This window comes from Sphingomonas sp., from assembly GCF_035714405.1.
Taxonomy (GTDB): Bacteria; Pseudomonadota; Alphaproteobacteria; order Sphingomonadales; family Sphingomonadaceae; genus Sphingomonas.
In genome coordinates this window covers 77684-98040 of record NZ_DASTMA010000014.1, presented here as the reverse complement: position 1 = coordinate 98040, position 20357 = coordinate 77684, and the positions used below count along the sequence as shown (strand labels likewise).

Below are 20357 nucleotides of genomic sequence, written 5' to 3'. Positions count from 1 at the left end.
CGGTTTCGCGCGGTGTCCGTGTGCGACCTTGCCTATCCAGCCAAGTACACGGTAGCTTTTCCGTGGTCCGCAACGCAATCGCGTGCCGACTGGGGGAGGAAGCGTTGCGTAGCAAGTTGTTCGTCCCCGCCACGCGTCCCGACTTCTTCGCCAAGGCGCTTGGCAGCGATGCCGACGCGATTTCCTTCGATCTCGAAGATGCCGTGCCCGCTGACGCCAAGACGACAGCGCGGATGCGGCTGGCCGAGTTTCTCGCCGGCGACGCGATCCGCGCGACCGGCAAGACGATCATCGTCCGCATTAACGCGGTGGACAGCGGGCATTTTCAAGACGATCTGATCGCTCTGGCCCATGCCCGGATTGACCTGATCAACCTTCCCAAAGGCGAGAGCGCCAAGGCGGTGCGGGCGGCGGCGGAGGCGATCCTGCAGTGCCGTGCCCAGGCCGCCCCGGCGCGGCTGCTGGTCAACATCGAGACGGCGCGCGGCCTCATCCGTGCCGGCGATATCGCGGTGGCGCACCCGATGGTCGCCGGCCTGCAGGTCGGGCTCAACGACCTATTCGCCCAACTCGGCATCGGGCGGCGCCGGGAGCATGTCCATGCGGCGCTGTGGACGGTCCGCGTGGCGGCGGGTGCCGCCGGCTGCTTCGCCTATGACGGCGCTTGGCCGGACCTGACGGATGCCGCGGGGTTCCGGGGCGAGGCGGAGCTTGCGCGCAGCCTGGGGTTCCTCGGCAAGAGCTGCATCCACCCGAGCCAGATCGCCATCGCGAACACGGTGTTCGGGATTGGAGCCGTCACTATGGAACGCGCCCGCCGCATCGTCGCCGGAGCGCGGGGCGCGGCAGCGGCGGGACGCGGCGCGTTCGCGCTGGACGGCGAGATGATCGACGCTCCCATGATCCGCCAGGCCGAAGCGATGCTGGCGGCGAACGACCCGGAGGAAGACGCATGACGATGGCCGTGACCCGCTGGCTGATCGCATGCCTGACGATCCTGTGCGCCTGTTGGTCGGTGCCCGCGCTGGCGAGCGGCGGCGTGACGGCGGTGAAGGCGCGCGCCCTCCCCGCGCTGACCACCCTCCCCGGCACCGGCAAGCCCGTCCTGGTGTCGCTCGAAGGCCAACCGGTCCTGGTGCGTGGCGGTGGTGCGGCGATGTTGCGCGCTGGCGGCTCGGCCTGGACACCGCTTCGTGCGGCGGGATTGGGAGGCGTGACCGGCGGCGTCAGCGACGGCCGACGCGCCGCGTTGCTGTTCGGAGCGGGCGGGCAGATCGAGCGGGTGGCGATGATCGGGACGGCGGACGCGGCGCTGCAACTCCGCGCGCTGCCGCCGCTGCCGGTTCCGCTGCGTTCGGCGCAGGCGACGCTGCTGGCCGAGACGCTGGTGGTGGTCGGGCGCGACGCCGGCGGTCGGCCGCGGATGCTGCGGGTTCCCGTTGCCGGCGGCGGCTGGACCGCGACCGCGCCCTGGCCCGGCGCCGGCGAGCCTGTCGCGTTGGCGGCGCGCGGCCCGACCCTGTTCCTGACGCTCGCGACCGCGGGCGGCGACCGCCAGCTACGCTGGACGGGTAAGGAGGGATGGGTCGCCCGTTCCGCCGCGCCCGGACCCGTGGTCGCCGGCTCGCCGCGCGCCATCGGCCAGGCTTATCTCCTCTACCTGGTCGGCGCGGGGCGGGACGCGGAGTGGTACAGCTACAGCGCGGTCACCGACGCTTGGGCGCCGCTCGGTCACCGGGTGGCGGCAAGTGCCGCGATCACGCCGTTCGGCAACGGCATCGTCTCGGTCAGCCCCACCGGCGGCGGCCTGACCGTTGCCGCCGCGGAGTTGGAGCTGCAGCGTCGTCCGCTCGGCTGGCTCGACTGGTCGATCATCGGCACCTACCTGGCGGCGATGCTCGGGATCGGCTTCTATTTCTGGAGCCGTTCGCGGATGGGATCGACCAGCGAATTCTTCCTCGGCTCGCGCACCATCCCGTTCTGGGCGGCGGGCATCAGCATGTTCGCGACCAATACCAGCTCGATCAGCTACCTGGCGGTGCCGGCCAAGGCGTTCGACACCGACTGGCAGTACATGATGTCCAAGATCGTCACGGTGTTCGCGCTGGTGGCGGTCGCCTATTGGGTGATCCCGCTGTTCCGGCGGCTCAACCTGGTGTCGGTGTTCGGCTATCTGGAGACGCGCTTCCACCCGATCATCCGCATGCTGTCGTCGGCGCTGGCGATCCTGATGCATGTCGGCGGGCGGATGGGGATCGTCCTGTTCCTGCCGGCGCTGGCGATCGGCACGATCACCGGCATGAACGTGGTCGGCTGCATCCTGGTGATCGGGCTGTGCACCATCGTCTACACAGCACTCGGCGGCATGAAGGCGGTGGTGTGGACCGACGTCTTTCAGGTCGTGGTGCTGATGGCGGGCGCGATCTTCGCGATCGGGTTCATTATCAACGCCGTCGGGCTGAGCCAGATCGTGTCCACGGCGGCGGAGTTCGACAAGACCAAGCTGGTCAATGTCAGCTTCGATTTCACCACCCCGACGATCTGGGGTTTCCTGATCCTCTACACCTTCGACACCATCCTGACCTTTCCCAAGGACCAGGTGCTGATGCAGCGCGTCCTGTCGACCTCCTCGGAGAAGGAGGCGAGCCGCTCGGTGTGGTTCTTCGCCGCTGTCCTGTTCCCGGCCGGGCTGCTGTTCTACATCATCGGCACGACGCTGTTCGCCTATTACCGCGCCAATCCCGGGCGGCTCGACCCGTTGTTGCCGGTCGACGCGGTGTTCCCCAGCTTCATCGGCACCGAGCTGCCGCACGGCGTCACCGGCATCATCATCGCCGGCCTGTTCGCGGCCGCGATGGGAACGCTCAGCGGCACGATCAACTCGGTGGCGACGCTGCTGTCGGTCGATTTCTACGAGAAGTTCAAGCGCGTGCCGCCGACCCAGAAGCAGGCGGTACGCTTCGCCGAGTGGATGACGGTGCTGGTCGGGCTGGTCGGCGTCGCCATCGCCGTGGTGCTGTCGCGGCTCGACATCCACTCGCTGCTCGACCTGACGATCGAGCTGTTCGGGCTGCTGGGCGGCAGCTGCGCCGGCGCCTATACGCTCGGCATGTTCACGACGCGCGCGAACTGGCAGGGCACCGCGATCGGCATCGTCGCGGCGTCGGTGATCACGCTGATCGCGTGGATCTTCGCGTTGGTTCACCCCTATTTCTACCTGGCGATCGCGATCGTCATGTCGATCGTGATCGGCTACCTCGCCAGCCTCTTCTTCCCGCCGCCGACGCGTGAGCAGCTCGATGGCATGACGGTCTTCACGGGCGGCGGCCGCAAGGGCAGGCCAGACATCGAACCGGAGCGGCTGGCATCGACGTCCACGTCCTGAGAACCTTCGTCGCCGTCGTCGATCAGGGTTCGATGGCCGCCGCCGCGCGCGCGCTCGACATCAGCCCGTCCGCGATCGCGCAGCAGCTCCAGTCGCTCGAGCGCGAGCTGGGCGCATCGCTGATCGTCCGGGTCGGGCGGACGGTGCGCATGACGGAACAGGGCGGCCGCATCCTGCCCCATGCCCGCCAGCTGCTGCGCGACGCCGCCGATCTGAAGAGCATCGCCAATGACGACGCGCTCAGCGGCGAGCTTCATCTCGGCGCCTGCACGACGCCGCTGATGGGGATGCTGCCCGAGATCCTGGCGCGGGTCAGCGCGCGCTTTCCGGACATCAAGGTCCACATCGAGTCCGGCAACTCCGCCCAGCTCTATGCTCAGGTGGAAGGGGGCACCCTGGACGCCGCATTCGTGCTGGAGGCGCCGTATCCGCTGCCTAAAACCAGCGGCTGGATGGTATTGCGCGAGGAGCCGCTGATCGTGCTCGCGCCGGCGCGGCTGGCGCACCGCAGCGCGCACGACCTGCTCGCGAACGAACCGCTGATCCGCTACGACCGCAACCAGTGGGGCGGCCGGCATGCGGAGGAGTATCTGCGCAAGGCGGACATCCGGCCGCACGAGCGTTTCGAGCTCAATGCGCTCAACGCCATCGCGGTGATGGTCGACCGGGGCTTGGGCGTCTCGCTCGTTCCCGATTGGTCGCCACCCTGGCCCGAGGGGATCGAGGTCGTGCGGCTGCCGTTGCCGACGCCGGAGATCGGCCGCCGGGTGGGCGTGGTGTGGTCGCGCAGCACCATCCGGATGCGGCAGGTCGACGTGCTGCTCGCCGAGGCCCGGGCGGTGACGCATGGCTGAGCCCGACCGGCCGACGCGGCGCACGGTGATGGCCGGCGCCACGGCGCTGGTCGCCGCCGGCGCGGCATTCGGCCGCACCGGGGCGGCGGAGGTGGCATGCCCGGCCGGACGGTTCGCCGGCGAGCGGCTGGACAATGGCGTGACCCGCTTTCTCGGCATCCGCTATGGCCGGGCCGAGCGCTTCCGGGCGCCGACCGCCGAGCCCCAGGCGCGGGACGTGCAACCCGCGCGAGCATTCGGGCCGGTCTGCCCACAGCGCGGCAAGCGACAGCCGCAGTCCGAGGACTGCCTGTTCCTCAACATCTGGACGCCCGAGGCACGATCGGGCGCGCGGCTGCCGGTGATGGTCTACATCCATGGCGGCGCCTATGCGTTCGGCAGCGGCTCCGACCCGGTCAGCGACGGGCGGCACCTGGCCGGGCGCGAGGTCGTGGTGGTGACGATCAACCACCGGTTGAACGCGCTCGGCTATCTCTATCTCGCGCGGCTGGACCCGCGCTTCCCGGACAGCGGCAACGCCGGCCAGCTCGACCTGGTGCTGGCCCTGCGCTGGGTGCGCGACAACATCGCCGCGTTCGGCGGCGACCCCGCCCGCGTGATGGCGTTCGGCGACTCGGGTGGCGGCGGCAAGGTGACGACGCTGCTCGCCATGCCCGCCGCCCAAGGGCTGATCCACCGCGCCGCGACGATGAGCGGCCAGCAGGTGACGGCGAGCGGGCCCCGCAATGCGACCCGCCGGGCGCAAGCGTTCCTGACGAAGCTGGGGGTCGGCGTCAGCGAAGCGGCGGCGCTGCCGGTGGAGCGGCTGATCGCCGCGCTGGACGCCGAGGATCCGGTGCTGGGTGGCCCGGTCTATATGGGGCCGGTGCTCGACCTGCGGTCGCTCCCGCGCCATCCCTTCTGGCCCGACGCGCCGGCGATGTCGCGCCACGTTCCGATGATGACCGGCAACGCGCGCGACGAGATGCGGGCGTTCGTCGATCCCGACGCGCCGTTCGTGTCGACGATGAGCTGGAGCAACGTCGCGCCGCGCATCGCCGACGAGCTGCCGGTCGATGTCGCGCCCGAGCGGATCGTCGCGGAGTATCGCCGCCGCCTGCCGACCGCGTCGCCCGCGGACGTCTATTTCCTCGCGACCACCGCCGGACGCAGCTGGCGCGGTCAGCTGGAGGTGGCCGAGGCCCGCGCGCGCGCCGACGCGCCGGTCTGGTTCTACCAGGTCGATTTCACCTCGCGTGCCGATCCACGGCGCGGCGCGTTTCACTGCATCGACGTGCCCCTTGTCTTCGGCACGGCGAACGCGCCTGGAGCCGGGACCGGCGAAGGGCCGGACGTGCGCGCTGCGTCGCGCGCGATGCAGGACCGCTTCGTCGCCTTTGCCCGCACCGGCGCGCCGGACCTGCCGGGCGCGTCACCCTGGCCGCGTTATACGCTGGAGCGGCGGGCGACGATGGTGTTCGACGTAGGCGGCCGCATCGTGGACGACCCGCGCGGCTGGCAGCGCGAGCTGTTCGCGGTCGCCCCCTATACCCAGCCCGGAAGCTGACCGGCCGCGCGCTGCCGCCGGGTGGCCTTCGCCGCTGCCGGCGCAAAGGCGCACCTCGACCCGCGACCATATATGCCCGAGCTGACGGAAAAGGCGCCAAGCGCGATCGAAACCTCTAAGGCGCTTTCGACAAAGTCAAAGCGCAAGCAGGAGCAGGCATGAACGGCGCGGAACATCTGGTGGAAACGCTGACCGATCAGGGGGTGGAGGTCTGCTTCGCCAACCCCGGCACGTCGGAGATGCACTTTCTCGCGGCGCTGGAGAATCCGCGTATCAAGCCGGTGCTGTGCCTGTTCGAAGGCGTGGCGACCGGCGCCGCCGACGGCTGGTACCGGATGAAGGACGCGCCCGCCGCGACGCTGCTGCATCTCGGTCCGGGCCTGTCGAACGGCCTCGCCAACATCCACAATGCCCGGCGCGCGTCGTCGGGCATGGTCAACGTCGTCGGCGAGCATTCGTCGAGCCACCTGAAATACGACGCGCCGCTAACCAGTGACATCGAGGGTCTGGCGCGGCCGCTCAGCCACTGGGTCCGGCGCATCGACGGCGCCGCCTCGGTTGCCACCGACGTCGCAGCCGGCGTCGCCAAGGCGAGCGAGCACCCCGGCCGTATCGCGACGCTGATCCTGCCAGGCGACGCAAGCTGGCAGGACGCGGGCGAGATCGTCCGCCTGCCCAAACCCAGCCGCACCCGGCGCGCGCCGGACCGGCAGCGGGTCGAGCAGGTCGCCAAGGTTTTGCGTTCTGGCGAGCCGGCGCTCATCATCCTCGCCAACAAGGCCACGCGCGGCGAGGCGCTGTCGCTCGCCGGCCAGGTCGCGGGCAAGGCCGGCGCGCGGCTGGGATCGCAGTTCTTCACCGCCCGGATGGAGCGGGGCGCGGGCCGCACGCCGCTGGAGCGCATCCCCTATTCGGTGGCGCCGGCGCTCGCTTTCCTGAAGCCGTTCAAGCATCTCATCACCGTCGAGACGACCGAGCCGGTCGCCTTCTTCTCCTATCCCGATCAGCCCAGCCTGCTGAAGGCGCCGGGTACGCAAGTCCATGCGCTCGCCGAGGCGGACGAGGACAGCGCGGCGGCGCTGGCGATGCTGCTCGACCTGCTCGGGCCCGCCGGCGGCGCAGCGCTGGTCCAGCAGCGGGTGGAGACACCGGTGCCCACAGGGCCGCTCAACCCGATCTCGATCGCGCATGCGCTCGCCGCCGCGATCCCGGAAGGCGCGATCATCGTCGACGAATCACTCACCACGGGGCGCGAGACGATGGGCTACACCGCCGGCGCGCGGCCGCACGACCTGATCAACAACATGGGCGGCTCGATCGGCTACTCGCCCCCGGTGGCGACCGGCGCGGCGCTGGCCTGCCCGGATCGGCGGACCATCTGCATGACCGGCGACGGCAGCGCGATGTACACGATCCAGGCGCTGTGGACGCAGGCGCGCGAGGGGCTGCCGATCACGACGATCATCTTCGCCAACAACAGCTATGCGATCCTGAAAGCGGAGTTTTCCAACATGGGCGCGGGCAGCGCGCCGGGCCCGCGCGCGCTGTCGATGATCGACCTCGACCGGCCCAAGATCGATTGGCCCGCGATGGCCAAGTCGATGGGCGTTCCCGCGGTATCGGTGGAGACGGCCGAGGACTTCCACAAGCAGCTGGTGAACTCGCTGCGGGCCGATGGTCCCGTGCTGATCGAGGTGAAGCTATAGGCTTCGGGGTGCAGGCCTTCCGGCTTCGTTAGCCAGCGGCAGGGTGGTGCGGCCGGAACAGCCTGCCCTGCTCCACCACATAGATGACCGCGAGCACGGCGAGGCCGATCAGCAGGTTGCCGACCGCCAGCGGCAAGGTCGTGCCGTCATAGGATTGGCCGATCCATGACCCGACGATGACGCCGCAGATGCTGGTGATGAAGCCTTGCACCGATGACGCGCTGCCGGCGATGTGGCCGACCGGCTCCATCGCCATCGCGCCGAAGTTCGACCCGCACAGGCCGATGCAGGTCATGCTGAGCGCCTGGAAGAGGATGAAGCTCCACAGCGTCTCGGCGCCTGCGGCAATGGTGAGGATGTGCGCGATCGACAGCGCGATGAAGGCGAACACCCCGGTCTGCGAGATCAGCCGTGTTCCGAGCCGCTCGACCAGCCTGCTGTTGGCGAAGGACGCACAGCCCATCGAGAACGCGCACAGGCCGAACAGCAGCGCGAACCGGTCACCCGCCCCGAACCGCTCCACGAAGATCTGCTGGCAGCAGGCGACGAAGCCGATGATGCCGCCAAAGGTCAGCGACGACGCGATCGCATAGCCCAGCGAGTGGCGGTTGGTGAGCGTAGCGCGATAGCCCTCGACCACCGTCGACACGGATAGCGCGACCCGGCGGGTGGTGGGCAACGTCTCGGGCAGCCGCAGCAGCGACCAGGCGAGCACGGCCGCCGCGAAGGCGCCGAGCGCATAGAAGATGATCCGCCAAGGTCCAAACGACAGCAGCAGCTCGCCGATGCTGGGCGCGATAATCGGCACCACAAAGAAGATCATCTGCGCCAGCGACATGGTGCGCGCCATGCGCCGACCCGAAAAGTTGTCGCGCACCATCGCCACCGCGACGACGCGGGTGGAGGCCGACATGAAGCCTTGCAGCAAGCGCGCGCCGAGCAAGGCCGGGAAGGTCGTCGCCTCGGCGGCGAACAGGCTGGCCGCCACGAACCCGGCCAGGGTGATCGCGAGAACAGGCTTGCGTCCGAAGCGATCCGCCAACGGCCCATAAACGAGCTGCCCGAGTCCGAAACCCAGGATGTAGGCGGTCACCACCCACTGGCGATCGTTGGCGTCGGCGATCCTCAGCTCGGCGCCGATGTCGGCCAGAGCCGGCAGCATCATGTCGATGCCTAATGCGTTCACCGCCATCAGCGCCGCGATCACCACGACGAATTCGCGGCGCCCCATGCGGCCGAGCGGCGTCACTGCGCCATCCGCGGTCGCGGCGGAAAGATCCGCGCGCGTGCTCACCGGCACCGGCCCGCCACGGGCTGCGCGGCCCGACGACGCCGGGCGGAACATCCGCTACTTCGTATCACCATTATTCGCCGATCCGTTGCCCGCTGTCTTCGCTGCAGTGCAGCATGTGGCACTTTCGGGACCAGGCACAAGGACGATCGTCTCAATCGGTACAAGCAACACAAGCCTGGCCGTCGAACGAGCGTTGGCACCTGGGGCACAATCGCGCTTTGCCGGCCACGAGTTCCGCCGTGACGGTGACGCGCTGGTCGAAGACGAAGCACTCGCCCTGCCAGCGGCTCGCGCCGGGCGGTGTACCCTCCAGGTAAGCAAGGATGCCGCCCTTCAGATGATAGACCCGGTCGAGCCCTTCGGCCTTGAGGAACGCGGTCGCCTTTTCGCACCGGATGCCGCCGGTGCAGAACATCGCGATCGGCGGCATCACACCGTCTCGCTCGCGTTCGGCGCGGAAAGACCGGAACCATTGGGGAAACTCGCTGAAGCTCCTCGTCCCGGGGTTGATCGCGCCATCGAAGCTTCCCAGCGCCACTTCATAGGCGTTGCGGGTGTCGATCACGATCGTATCCGGATCGTCGACCATCGCGTTCCAGTCCTCAACCTCGACATATCGGCCCGCGTCGGTGAGCGGATCGAGGCCGGGCTCGCCCATGGTCACGATTTCCCGCTTCACGCGCACCTTCATGCGATCGAACGGCGCGGCAGGGGCTCGGGCCAGCTTGACCTCGACCGCCGCGCAACCGGGCAAGGCGCGGATATGGATGAGCACCGCGTCGATCGCGGAGCGCGAGCCGGCGATGGTCCCGTTCAATCCTTCCGGCGCGATCAGCAGCGTGCCCCTCAATGCCAGTTGGTCGCAGAGCTCCGCCAGCGAGCGCCGGATGGCGCCAGGATCCTCGAACCGCGCGAATTGATACAGCGCGGCCACGCAAATCGATGGAGCTTCGTCGTTCACCGGGACGAAAGTCGCGCTTTCCAGTCAAGCTTCAATAGGGCCCGCACCTAGTCCGTCAGCCGCTGGTCAGGCGATAGCCGATGCCCGGTTCGTTTCTCAGCAGCACCGGCGATGCAGGGTCTTCTTCGAGCTTGAGCCGCAGCCCGCGCATGGTGACGCGCAGATACTCGACATCCTCCGCATGCGCCTGACCCCATACCGCGCGGAGCAGATGGGCATGGATGACGACGCGGTCCGGGTGCCGGGCCAGCTCGGCCAGCACCGCATATTCCTTGCGCGTCAGCTTCACCTCCGCCCCCTCCCGCGACACGCGGCGGGCGGGCAAGTCGATGACGATGGTGCCCACCGTCACGACAGCTGCGTCGCCCGCCCCACCCGAACGGTGCCGGAGTCCGGTCCGGATGCGGGCGAGCAGTTCGTCGGTATCGAACGGCTTGACGACATAATCGTCGGCGCCGAGGTCCAGGGCGGCGACCTTTTCGGCGGTCTCGTCGCGTGCGGTCAGGACGATCACGGCCCGACCCAGCGCCTTAAGCAGCGGCACCAGCTCCAGGCCGTCCCGGTCGGGGAGGCCGAGATCGAGCAGCACCAGTTCGCAGCCTTCCCGCCGCGCCGCCGTCACGCCTTCGGCCGCGGTCGCCGCCTCGTCGACCGAGTAGCCGGCGCGTTCGACCGCACCGCGCACCAGGCGGCGGATCGCGGGTTCGTCGTCGACGATCAGGATCGTACCGGTCATCGCCGCTCGACCTGCTGCAAGGTCCGGCGGATCGCCACCTCGGGCCAGACCACCTCGAACACCGCCCCGCCCTCGTCGCGATTGCGCGCCTTGACCCCCAGCCCCATGGCGTCGGCGAAACCCTTCACGATCGCCAGCCCCAGCCCGGTGCCGCCGCTCATATCGTCGCCGTCGACGCGGGTGAAGCGATCGAACAGCGTCGTCTCGCGGCCCTGCGGCAGACCCGGGCCTTGGTCGAGCACCGCCAGCGTCAGCCCGTCGGGGGCGCGTCGCCCCCTGACCGTGATCGGCGTCTGCGCGGGTGCGAACTTGGCGGCGTTGCCCAGCAGGTTGATGAGGACATGGTGGAGCATGCGCGGGTCCGCCTCGACCAGCGGCAGCGTCGGCGGCACGTCGAGCACCAGCCGGTGGCGGGCGAGCTCGGCGCGCAGGTCCTGCGCGGCGGCGGCAACGGCGTCGGTCAGGTCGGTCGCCTCGCGCCGCACCACCAGCGCGCCCGCCTCGATCCGCGTCATCTCGACCAGGTCGTCGAAGACGCGGCGGAGCCGTCGCGCCTCCCCCTTCAGCGTCGCGGTCGTCGGCGACGCGCCATGTTCGGCGGCCAGCGCGTCGGCGGCGGCGACGACCGCGGTGAGCGGCGTCTTCAGATCGTGGCCGATCGAGGACAACAGCGTTGCGCGCAGGTCGTCGCGCTGCTGCAGCGCGCTGACCTCGCGCGCATTCGCCTCCAGCTTCAGGCGTTCATGCGCCAGCGCGGCCTGGCCGATCAGCGTAGTAAAAAGGACACGTTTGTCCGCCGGCACCGGATCGCCGCGACCGTGGCGCGCGATCCCCAGGACGCCGAGCACCCCCAGCGCCGTCTCCAGCGGATGGAACTGCCAGTCGCTGGCGGTGAGCGTGCCGCTGTCGCGCCCCGACACCTCACCACGGTCGAACGCCCACTCGCCTGCGGCAATGTCGATCGGCCCCATCGACGGACCTTGCGGGCATGCGCCGATCACGGTCAGCCTGTTGCCCTCGCGCGCGAACAGGACGGTGGAGACGTCGAGCAGCTGCGCCACCTCCTCGCACACCGCCGCCGCCGTGCCCGCCTCGTCGGAAACCGCCGCCAGCCGCTGTCCGAAGGCGGCGAGTGCCGCGTTCTCCGTCGCGGTGCGCGCGCCGATCGTCGCCTCGCGCCGCAGGCCGCCGGCGAGGTGGCTCGCCACGACCGCGACGATGGTCAGCACGAGCAGGGTCACGACATTCTGCGGATCGGCGATGGTGAAGGTGTAGAGCGGCGGCAGGAAGAAGAAGTTGTACGCCAGCGCCGCCGCGACGCTGGCGGCCAGGGACGGCCTGAGGCCGAACAGCGTCGCGGTGGCGATCACCGGCAGCAGATAGAGGAGGTCGACCGACTTGGGTCCGATCAGCGGCTGGATGCCGATCGCCGCCGCCGTGGTCAGCGCGATCAGTCCGAGCCCGAGCAGGACGCCGCGCGTCGCCGGCGGGCGGACGGAGCGTGGCTCGGCGTCCGCCGGCACCACCCCGGCGACGGGGACGACATGCACCGCGACGCCGTCGAGCACCCGCACCAGCCGGTCCACGACGGAGCCGTGGCGCAGCTCGAACCACCAGCTCCGGCGCGACTTGCCGACCACCACCGCGGTCGCACGCGTCTCGATGATATGCGCGCACAGCCCGTCGAACACGGAGCGCGCCGGCACGGTGGCGATGGTGGCGCCCAGTCCGGTCGCGAGCTTCAGCGCGTGCGCCATGCGCTCGCGCGCCGCAGCACTCAGCGTGGCGCTGCGCGGCGTCTCAACGCTGACCGCCGTCCACGGCGCGTGCAGGGCGTCGGCCAGCCGCTTGGTGGCGCGAATCAGCGCGTCGCCGCCGGGCTGGTCGCCGATCGCGACGACGACCCGCTCCCCCGCCGCCCAGGTGCCGCGCTCGCCGACGCTGGCGACATGATCGAGCAGGTGCCGATCCACCGTCTGCGCGGCGCGGCGCAGCGCCAGCTCGCGCAGCGCCGATAGGTTCGACTTCGAGAAGAAATGGCCCAGCGCGCGCGTCGCCTCGTGCGGGACATAGACCTTGCCCGCCTTTAGCCGCTCGATCAGCTCGTCGGGCGGCAGGTCCACGATCTCGATCTCGGCGTCGTCGAGGATCGCGTCCGGCACCGTCTCGCGCACCCGGACGCGCGTGAACCCGGCGACGACATCGTTGAGGCTCTCGACATGCTGGATGTTGAGCGTCGTCAGCACGTCGATGCCGGCGTCGCGCAGCTCCTCAATATCCTGCCAGCGCTTGGGATGGCGGCTGCCCGGCGCGTTGGTGTGCGCGAACTCGTCGATCAGCGCGACCCGGGGTTTGCGCGCGAGCATGCCGTCGAGGTCGAACTCGGCGAGCGTATGCGCGCCGTGCTCGATGGTACGACGAGGCAGCACCTCAAAGGGCGCTACCAGCGTCTCGGTCTCGGCGCGGCCGTGGGTCTCGACCACGCCGGCGACAACATCGAGCCCGTTGCGCAGCAGGTCCGCGCCTTCGCGCAGCATCTCGAAGGTCTTGCCGACGCCCGGTGCCGCGCCGAGGAAGATCTTGAGCCGCCCCCGCGCTTCCCGCCGCGCCGCCTTCAGCAGCGCCTCTGGCGACGGACGGGCGGCATCGTTCATCGCGACGTGTTAGACGCCATCCGGTCGAGCTGTCGATTGAGCAGCAGCACGTTGACCCGGCGCTCGCCGACCATGCCGAGCAGCGGATATTCGATGCGGCTATCGACCAGCGCACGGACCCGCGCCTCGCCCAGGCCTCTGGCGCGAGCAATCCGAGGCGCTTGCGAAAAGGCCGCCTCGGGGCTGAGATCGGGATCCAGCCCCGAGGCGCTAGTGGTGACCAGGTCGGCGGGAACGATCCCCCCGGTCATGCCTTGCGCGCGAGCGTCCGCCACGCGGGTGGCGATCGCGTCGCGCAGGTCCTTGGAGCCGGGCGCGAGGTTGGTCGCGGCCGTCGACGATGCGTCATAGCCCTTGCCGGCCGCCGACGGGCGCGGCTGGAAGTAGCGTTGACTGGTGAAGCCCTGCGCGATCAGCTCCGATCCGACGACGCGCTCGCCATCCCGGACCAGGCTGCCGTTTGCCTGGAAGGGCATCGCGAGCTGGCCGACGCCGGTGATGAGCGCCGGGTAGGCGAGGCCGGTGACGGCGGCGAGCAGGAGCAGCAGGACAAACGCCGGGCGCAGCGCGCGGGTGACTTCGGTAAACATGGGATTGTCCTCAGACGAGCCGGAGGCCGGTAACGGCCATATCGATGAGCTTGATGCCGACGAACGGCGCGATTAGGCCGCCCGCGCCATAGACGGCGAGGTTGCGGGCAAGCAGCGTCCCCGCCGGTGCGGGTCGATATTTCACACCTTTAAGCGCCAGCGGGACCAGCGCCGGGATGATCAGCGCGTTGAAGATGATCGCCGACAGGATCGCGCTTTCCGGGCTGCCCAGCCCCATCACGTTGAGCACGCCCAGCCCCGGATAGAGCACGACGAAGATCGCCGGCAGGATCGCGAAGTACTTGGCCACATCATTGGAGATCGAGAAGGTGGTCAGCGCGCCCCGCGTCATCAGCAGCTGCTTGCCGAGCCCGACGATCTCGATCAGCTTGGTGGGGTCGCTGTCGAGGTCGACCATGTTGCCCGCCTCGCGCGCGGCTTGCGTGCCGGTGTTCATCGCCACGCCGACGTCGGACTGGGCGAGCGCGGGGGCGTCGTTGGTGCCGTCGCCGCACATCGCCACGAGTTTGCCGCCCTGCTGCTCCTTACGGATCAGCTCGAGCTTGTCCTCCGGCGTCGCCTCGGCGAGGAAATCGTCGACCCCGCTCTCGGCGGCGATACTGGCGGCGGTGAGCGGGTTGTCGCCGGTGATCATCACCGTGCGGATGCCCATCCGCCGCAGCTCGCCGAAGCGCTCGCGGATGCCCGCCTTGACGATGTCCTTGAGCTGGACGACGCCGAGCAGACGGTTGCCGTCGGCGACTGCGAGCGGGGTCGCACCCTGCCGCGCGACCCCGTCCGAGATCGCACGCAACGCGTCGGCGTTGGCGACCGGGCCCAGCCGGTTGAGCACGGCGTCGACCGCGCCCTTGACCAGCTCGCGCTCGCCGATCTTGAGACCGGAGACCCGCGTCTGCGAGGTGAAGGCGATCGGCTCGGCATGGGCCGGCATCGCCTCGCCGGCACCGGCGAGCACCACGATTGAGCGGCCCTCTGGTGTCTCGTCGGCCAGGCTCGCCAGCCGCGCGGCTGCGGTCAGCTCTTCCACGGTGATCCCGGCGACCGGCAGGAAGGCGGTCGCCTGACGGTCGCCAATCGTGATCGTGCCGGTCTTGTCGAGCAGCAGCGTGTCGATGTCGCCGGCGGCCTCGACCGCGCGGCCCGACTTGGCGAGCACGTTGAAGCGCACCAGCCGATCCATCCCGGCGATGCCGATCGCCGACAACAAGGCGGAGATCGTGGTCGGGATCAGCGTCACGAACAGCGCCACCAGCACCGGCACGGCGAGCGACCCGCCTGCATACGCGGCGAAGGCGGGCAGCGTCCCCACCGCGATCAGGAAGATCAGCGTCAGCCCGGCGAGCAGGATCGTCAGCGCGATCTCGTTGGGCGTCTTTTGCCGGCTCGCGCCTTCGACCAGCGCGATCATGCGGTCGAGGAAACCCTGTCCGGCCGCCGCCGTCACGCGCACCTTGATGCTGTCGGAAATGACGCGCGTTCCCGCGGTCACCGCCGAACGGTCGCCACCTGCTTCGCGGATGACGGGGGCCGACTCTCCGGTGATCGCGGCCTCGTTGACGCTCGCGACGCCGGCCACGACCTCGCCGTCCGCCGGAATCAGATCGCCGGTCTCGACCAGCACGATCTCGCCGATCATCAGCTGCGCCGCAGGCACCGTGGACCAGGCCTCGCCGACGCCGATCAGGCGCTTTGCCGAAAGATCGGCCTTGGTGGAGCGCAGCGACGCGGCCTGCGCCTTGCCGCGCCCCTCGGCGAGCGCTTCGGCGAAATTACCGAACAGCACCGTCAGCCACAGCCAGAAGACGAGCTGCGCCTCGAAACCGGAGTCCCCCGTTCCGGTCGCAATCCCCTTGACGAGCAGCACGGTCGACAGCGCCGCCACGATCGCGGTCACGAACATGACCGGGTTGCGGATCAGCGCGCGCGGATCGAGCTTGAGCACGGCGTCGCGGGTCGCCGCCACCATCAGCGGGCCCGTGAAGAGAGAGGTTTGATCGGACATTTCAGCAGACTCTCTAAAGAAGTACGCCGGCGGCGATCTGGGCCTGATCGGCGATCGGCCCGAGCGCGAGGCTGGGCAAAAAGGTCAGTCCGCCGACGATCAGGATGATCGCGACCAGCAGCCCGACCCACAGCACACCGGTGGTCGGGAACGACCCGGCGCCGGGCGGGACATGGCGCTTCGCCGCGAGACCGCCGGCGATGGCCAGAACCGGCAGGATCACGCCGAACCGACCGACGAACATGCCGAGCGCCAGCAGCAGATTGTAGAAGGGCGTGTTGCCGGTCAGCCCGCCGAACGCGGAGCCGTTGTTCCCGACCGCGCTCGTGAACGCGTAGAGGATCTCGCTGAAGCCGTGCGGCCCCTTGGCGAGCGGCCCGGCCAGCCCGGCCGGGGTGACGGCCGCGATCGCGGTCAGCCCCAGGATCATCAGTGGCAGGATGGCGATGGCGATCACCGCCAGCTTCATCTCGCGCGCCTCGATCTTCTTGCCGACATATTCCGGCGTGCGGCCGACCATCAGCCCGGCGATGAACACCGCCAGGATTGCGTAGATCAGCATGCCGTAGAGGCCCGCGCCGACGCCGCCGATGACGATCTCGCCGAGCTGGATGTTGAACATCGTCACCAGCCCGCCGAGCGGCATGAAGCTGTCGTGCATGCCGATCACCGCGCCGCACGACGCGGCCGTGGTGACCACCGCGAACAGCGCGGTCGCGGCGATTCCGAAGCGGACCTCCTTGCCCTCCATGTTGCCGCCGGCGAGGCCGAGCGCCTGGTGGATGGGGTTGCCGGCGGCCTCCGCCCAATAGGTCACCACCACGCCCATCAGGAACAGCGCGACCATCGCAGCGAGCAGCGCCCAACCCTGCCGGACATTGCCCACCGCCCGGCCGAAGGTCAGCGTCAGCCCGGCGCCGAGCACGAAGATCGACAGCATCTGGATCATGTTGACCAGCGCCGACGGATTCTCGAACGGGTGCGCGGAGTTGACGTTGAAGAAGCCGCCGCCATTGGTGCCGAGCATCTTGATCGCCAGCTGCGACGCGACCGGCCCGAGCGCGATGACCTGCTGCGCGCCTTCGACCGTCGTGGCCGTGGCCGAAGCGACGAAGGTCTGCGGTACGCCGAGCGCGACGTAGACGATCGCCAGCACGACGCAGGCGGGCAGCAGCAGATAGAGCGTGACCCGGGTCATATCGACCCAGAAGTTTCCGATCCCGCTGACCTGCCGCCGGGCAAAGCCGCGGATGAACGCGAAGGCGACGGCGATCCCGGTCGCGGCCGAAAGGAAGTTCTGTACGGTCAGGCCGAGCATCTGCGACAGGTGCGACAGCGTCGCCTCACCACCGTAGTTCTGCCAGTTGGTGTTGGTCACGAAGCTGACCGCCGTGTTGAACGCCAGCAGCGTCTCCACGCCCGTGAACCCCTGCGGGTTGAGCGGCAACCCGCCCTGCAGCTTCAGGACGGCGAACAGGAAGACGATGCCCGCCAGGTTGAAGACGAGCAGCGAGGCGGCATAGCCGACCCAGCCCTGCTCGACGCGCGGATCGACGCCCGCCAGTCGATACAGGCCGCGCTCGACTCCGCCGAGCGGCAGCGTCTCGCGCGCATAGAGCGCATACAGCCATGCGCCGGCGGGCTTCGCGAGCGCCACGAACAATGCGGTGAAGAGGAGGATCATCCCCCATCCGGCGAGCGTCATGTCCCCGCCCCCTCAATACCGCTCGGGCCGTGCGAGCACGGCGAGCAGGTAGACGAGGACAAAGGACGCGACGATGGCGCCAAGCAACAGGTCGAAGGGCATGCGGGCGCCTTTGATGAAACGAACCCGGCACTTGCCTCTGATCTACGTTAAGCCGCGATGGGTAAAACCGTGCCGGTGCGTAAGCGCAGCATAAGGTCCGCCGGGGGCCCAGCCCGCAATGGCATGTTCGCGCACATCGGCTATGGGAGCGCGCCTGACGGCGCGGTTACCGCACCAGCGAACGGGGATCACAATGACGCACATTGTCGGGATCGGCGGCACCACCAAACCCGCTTCGTCCACCGAGCTGGCGCTGCGGCTGGCGTTGGATTCGGCCCGGCAGGCAGGCGCCGAGGTCACGTTGTTCGACGGCGCCTTTCTGGTCGCCCTCCCGCATTACGGTACCGGCGACTGTGCCGCGCCCGACATTGCCCGCTTCGTTGATACGATCCGCTCCGCCGACGGGGTGATCATCGCCAGCCCCGGCTATCACGGGTCGGTGTCCGGGCTCGTCAAAAACGCGATCGACTATATCGAGCAGACCGCCACCGATCCGCGCGTCTACCTCGACGGCGTACCGGTCGGGCTGATCGCGACGGCATATGGCTGGGCGGCGACCGGCAGCACGATGAGCACGATGCGCGCGATCGTCCATGCCCTGCGCGGCTGGCCGACGCCGCTGGGCGCCGGGATCAAGTCCACCCCCGGCCTGTTCACCGAGGATGGCTGCACGGACCCGAAGGTCGCGGCCCAGCTGTTGCTGGTCGGGCGTCAGGTGCAGGAGTTCGCCCAGCTGCGCCGCGATCGGCCCAACATCATCGACACGGGCCCGCAATGATCTGCGCCTTGAGGCGGGGCGAGGCCGCGCCTATCGCCCAGGCGATGCAGGGTGCGGCGATTTGGTGATGGCTAGCGACGACGGCGCGACGCCCCGACTGGGCGTGCTGGACGAACTGGTCGGCTATCACATGCGGCGCGCGTCGGCGGTCATCGCCACCGACTTCAGCCGTGCGACGGCTGGAACGGGCATGCGGCAGGTGCTGTTCGGGGTGCTCTCGATCATCGAAGCCAATCCCGGCATCAATCAGGGTGCGGTGGGCCGTGCGCTCGGCATCCAGCGCGCCAACATGGTCAGCTTGGTCAACGAACTGGATGAGCGCGGGCTGATCGCACGCAGGACCGCCAGCGACGATCGGCGCGCCTTTTCCCTGACGCTGACTCCGGCTGGCCAGCGCATCCTGGCCGACTCGCTGGCGCGTCTGCGTCAGCACGAAGACGACGTGTTATCCAATCTTTCAGGCACCGAACGCGCCACCCTGATCCTGCTGCTCAGCCGCATCGAGGCGCGGTCGAACTAGGCGATAAAGCGTTTGCCGCGCGTTGCGGTATCCGCTATGTCGCATAACAATAAACGGAGAGGGTGGATGGCGAGCTTGGTTGAGCCCCGTGTGACCGCAACGACGTTCGAGCGCCTCGACCCGGTAACCGGCAGGGTGGCCAGCACGACGCCTGCTGCCACCGTCGCCGACGCCCATGCCGCGGTGGCGGCGGCGGCGGGCGCCTTCCCCATCTGGTCGGCCTTCGGGCCCAACGCGCGGCGCGCGCTGCTCAACAAGGCGGCCGACGCGCTTGCCGCAAAGGCGGACGAACTCATCGCCGCGATGATGGGGGAGATCGGCGCGACGGAGGGTTGGGCGCGGTTCAACTTGATGCTTGGCGTCGGCATCATTCGCGAAGCCGCGGCGCTGACCACCCAGATCGGCGGCGAGGTAATCCCGTCGGACAAGCCCGGCTGCATCGCCATGGCGCTGCGTGAGCCCGTCGGCGTGATGCTCGGCATCGCGCCGTGGAACGCGCCGATCATCCTGGCGGTGCGCGCGGTCGCGGTGCCGTTGGCTTGCGGCAACACGGTGGTACTCAAGGCTAGCGAGCAATGCCCGCGCACCCACCAGCTGATCGCGCAGGCCTTTGCCGATGCAGGGCTGCCCGAAGGCGCGGTCAGCATCGTCACCAACGCTCCCGCCGACGCCGGTGAGATCGTCGGCGCGCTGATCGACCATCCGCAGGTGAAGCGAATCAACTTCACCGGCTCCACGCACGTCGGCAAGATCATCGCCAAGCGCGCGGCCGAGCATCTGAAGCCCTGCCTGCTGGAGCTCGGCGGCAAGGCGCCGCTGATCGTCCTCGACGACGCCGACCTCGACGAGGCGGTCAAGGCGGCGGCGTTCGGCGCGTTCATGAACTCGGGCCAGATCTGCATGTCCACCGAGCGGATCATCGTGGTCGACGCCGTCGCCGACGCCTTTGTGGAGAAGTTCGCCGCCAAGGTTGCCGCCATGCCGGCCGGCGATCCGCGCGAGGGCAAGACGCCGCTGGGGGCGGTGGTGGATCGCAAGACCGTCGATTGCGTCCGCGGGCTGATCGCCGATGCCCTGGCGAACGGCGCCACCCAGGTCGCCGGCGGCGAGGGTGACGGCGTGTTGATGCCCGCCCATGTCATCGACCGGGTCACGCCGGAGATGAAGCTCTTTCGCGACGAGAGCTTCGGCCCGGTGGTCGGCATCATCCGCGCCCGCGACGAAGCCCATGCGGTCGAGCTCGCCAACGATACCGAATACGGACTGTCGGCGGCGGTCTTCACGCGCGACACCGCGCGGGGCCTGCGCGTCGCCCGGCGGATCAAGTCGGGCATCTGCCACGTCAACGGTCCGACCGTCCATGACGAGGCGCAGATGCCGTTCGGCGGCACCAAGGCCTCGGGCTATGGCCGCTTCGGCGGCAAGGCCGGGATCGACGCCTTCACCGAACTGCGCTGGATCACCATCGAGACCCAGCCGGGCCATTACCCGATCTGACCCCTT

At 69.3% G+C, this 20357-nt stretch carries 16 protein-coding genes; 8 read left to right on the top strand and 8 right to left on the bottom strand.

Going from position 1 to position 20357, the window contains the following annotated elements; all coding sequences use genetic code 11:
• Positions 1 to 104: 104 nt before the first annotated feature.
• The 5 genes from VFQ64_RS05370 to VFQ64_RS05350 all read left to right on the top strand — a co-directional run bounded on the left by VFQ64_RS05370 (position 105) and on the right by VFQ64_RS05350 (position 7491).
• Positions 105 to 956, top strand: coding sequence for a CoA ester lyase (locus tag VFQ64_RS05370; protein WP_325102266.1), 852 nt, complete (start codon positions 105 to 107; stop codon positions 954 to 956).
• On the top strand, positions 953 to 3385 hold the full coding sequence (locus VFQ64_RS05365; RefSeq protein ID WP_325102265.1) for a sodium:solute symporter: 2433 nt from the start codon (positions 953 to 955) through the stop codon (positions 3383 to 3385). Before VFQ64_RS05370 ends, VFQ64_RS05365 begins: the two co-directional genes overlap by 4 nt.
• Positions 3386 to 3417: 32 nt before the next feature.
• On the top strand, positions 3418 to 4239 hold the full coding sequence (locus tag VFQ64_RS05360; protein ID WP_325102264.1) for a LysR family transcriptional regulator: 822 nt from the start codon (positions 3418 to 3420) through the stop codon (positions 4237 to 4239).
• The gene (locus VFQ64_RS05355) at positions 4232 to 5785 is read left to right on the top strand and encodes a carboxylesterase/lipase family protein (protein WP_325102263.1); all 1554 of its coding nucleotides are present in this window, start codon (positions 4232 to 4234) and stop codon (positions 5783 to 5785) included. Before VFQ64_RS05360 ends, VFQ64_RS05355 begins: the two co-directional genes overlap by 8 nt.
• A gap of 158 nt (positions 5786 to 5943) precedes the next feature.
• Positions 5944 to 7491, top strand: coding sequence for an acetolactate synthase large subunit (locus VFQ64_RS05350; protein WP_325102262.1), 1548 nt, complete (start codon positions 5944 to 5946; stop codon positions 7489 to 7491).
• Between the two features lie 28 nt (positions 7492 to 7519).
• Here the strand turns inward: VFQ64_RS05350 and VFQ64_RS05345 are convergent, their stop codons facing one another.
• The 8 genes from VFQ64_RS05345 to VFQ64_RS05310 all read right to left on the bottom strand — a co-directional run bounded on the left by VFQ64_RS05345 (position 7520) and on the right by VFQ64_RS05310 (position 17556).
• Positions 7520 to 8722 (bottom strand): multidrug effflux MFS transporter, encoded by a 1203-nt coding sequence (locus VFQ64_RS05345; protein ID WP_325102311.1) that lies wholly within the window; start codon positions 8720 to 8722, stop codon positions 7520 to 7522.
• A 214-nt stretch (positions 8723 to 8936) separates the two neighbouring features.
• Entirely contained in the window at positions 8937 to 9725 is a 789-nt protein-coding gene (locus VFQ64_RS05340) for a rhodanese domain-containing protein (protein WP_325102310.1), read from the bottom strand.
• A 76-nt stretch (positions 9726 to 9801) separates the two neighbouring features.
• Positions 9802 to 10482 (bottom strand): response regulator transcription factor, encoded by a 681-nt coding sequence (locus tag VFQ64_RS05335; RefSeq protein WP_325102261.1) that lies wholly within the window; start codon positions 10480 to 10482, stop codon positions 9802 to 9804.
• Positions 10479 to 13136, bottom strand: a complete 2658-nt coding sequence (locus VFQ64_RS05330; RefSeq protein WP_325102260.1) for a sensor histidine kinase KdpD — start codon at positions 13134 to 13136, stop codon at positions 10479 to 10481. Before VFQ64_RS05330 ends, VFQ64_RS05335 begins: the two co-directional genes overlap by 4 nt.
• On the bottom strand, positions 13133 to 13726 hold the full coding sequence (gene kdpC / locus VFQ64_RS05325; RefSeq protein ID WP_325102259.1) for a potassium-transporting ATPase subunit KdpC: 594 nt from the start codon (positions 13724 to 13726) through the stop codon (positions 13133 to 13135). Before kdpC ends, VFQ64_RS05330 begins: the two co-directional genes overlap by 4 nt.
• Positions 13727 to 13736: 10 nt before the next feature.
• A complete protein-coding gene (gene kdpB / locus VFQ64_RS05320; protein WP_325102258.1) occupies positions 13737 to 15749 on the bottom strand; it encodes a potassium-transporting ATPase subunit KdpB in 2013 nt (670 codons plus the stop codon).
• A gap of 13 nt (positions 15750 to 15762) precedes the next feature.
• Positions 15763 to 17454, bottom strand: coding sequence for a potassium-transporting ATPase subunit KdpA (gene kdpA, locus VFQ64_RS05315; protein WP_325102257.1), 1692 nt, complete (start codon positions 17452 to 17454; stop codon positions 15763 to 15765).
• A 12-nt stretch (positions 17455 to 17466) separates the two neighbouring features.
• Positions 17467 to 17556, bottom strand: coding sequence for a K(+)-transporting ATPase subunit F (locus VFQ64_RS05310; protein WP_325102256.1), 90 nt, complete (start codon positions 17554 to 17556; stop codon positions 17467 to 17469).
• Positions 17557 to 17749: 193 nt separating this feature from the next.
• Here VFQ64_RS05310 and VFQ64_RS05305 point away from each other — a divergent pair, with 193 nt between their 5' ends.
• From VFQ64_RS05305 to VFQ64_RS05295, 3 genes are all read left to right on the top strand, one after another.
• On the top strand, positions 17750 to 18334 hold the full coding sequence (locus tag VFQ64_RS05305) for an NADPH-dependent FMN reductase (protein ID WP_325102255.1): 585 nt from the start codon (positions 17750 to 17752) through the stop codon (positions 18332 to 18334).
• A 67-nt stretch (positions 18335 to 18401) separates the two neighbouring features.
• Entirely contained in the window at positions 18402 to 18854 is a 453-nt protein-coding gene (locus VFQ64_RS05300; protein ID WP_325102254.1) for a MarR family winged helix-turn-helix transcriptional regulator, read from the top strand.
• 66 nt (positions 18855 to 18920) lie between these two features.
• Positions 18921 to 20351, top strand: coding sequence for an aldehyde dehydrogenase (locus VFQ64_RS05295; protein ID WP_325102253.1), 1431 nt, complete (start codon positions 18921 to 18923; stop codon positions 20349 to 20351).
• Positions 20352 to 20357 lie beyond the last annotated feature (6 nt).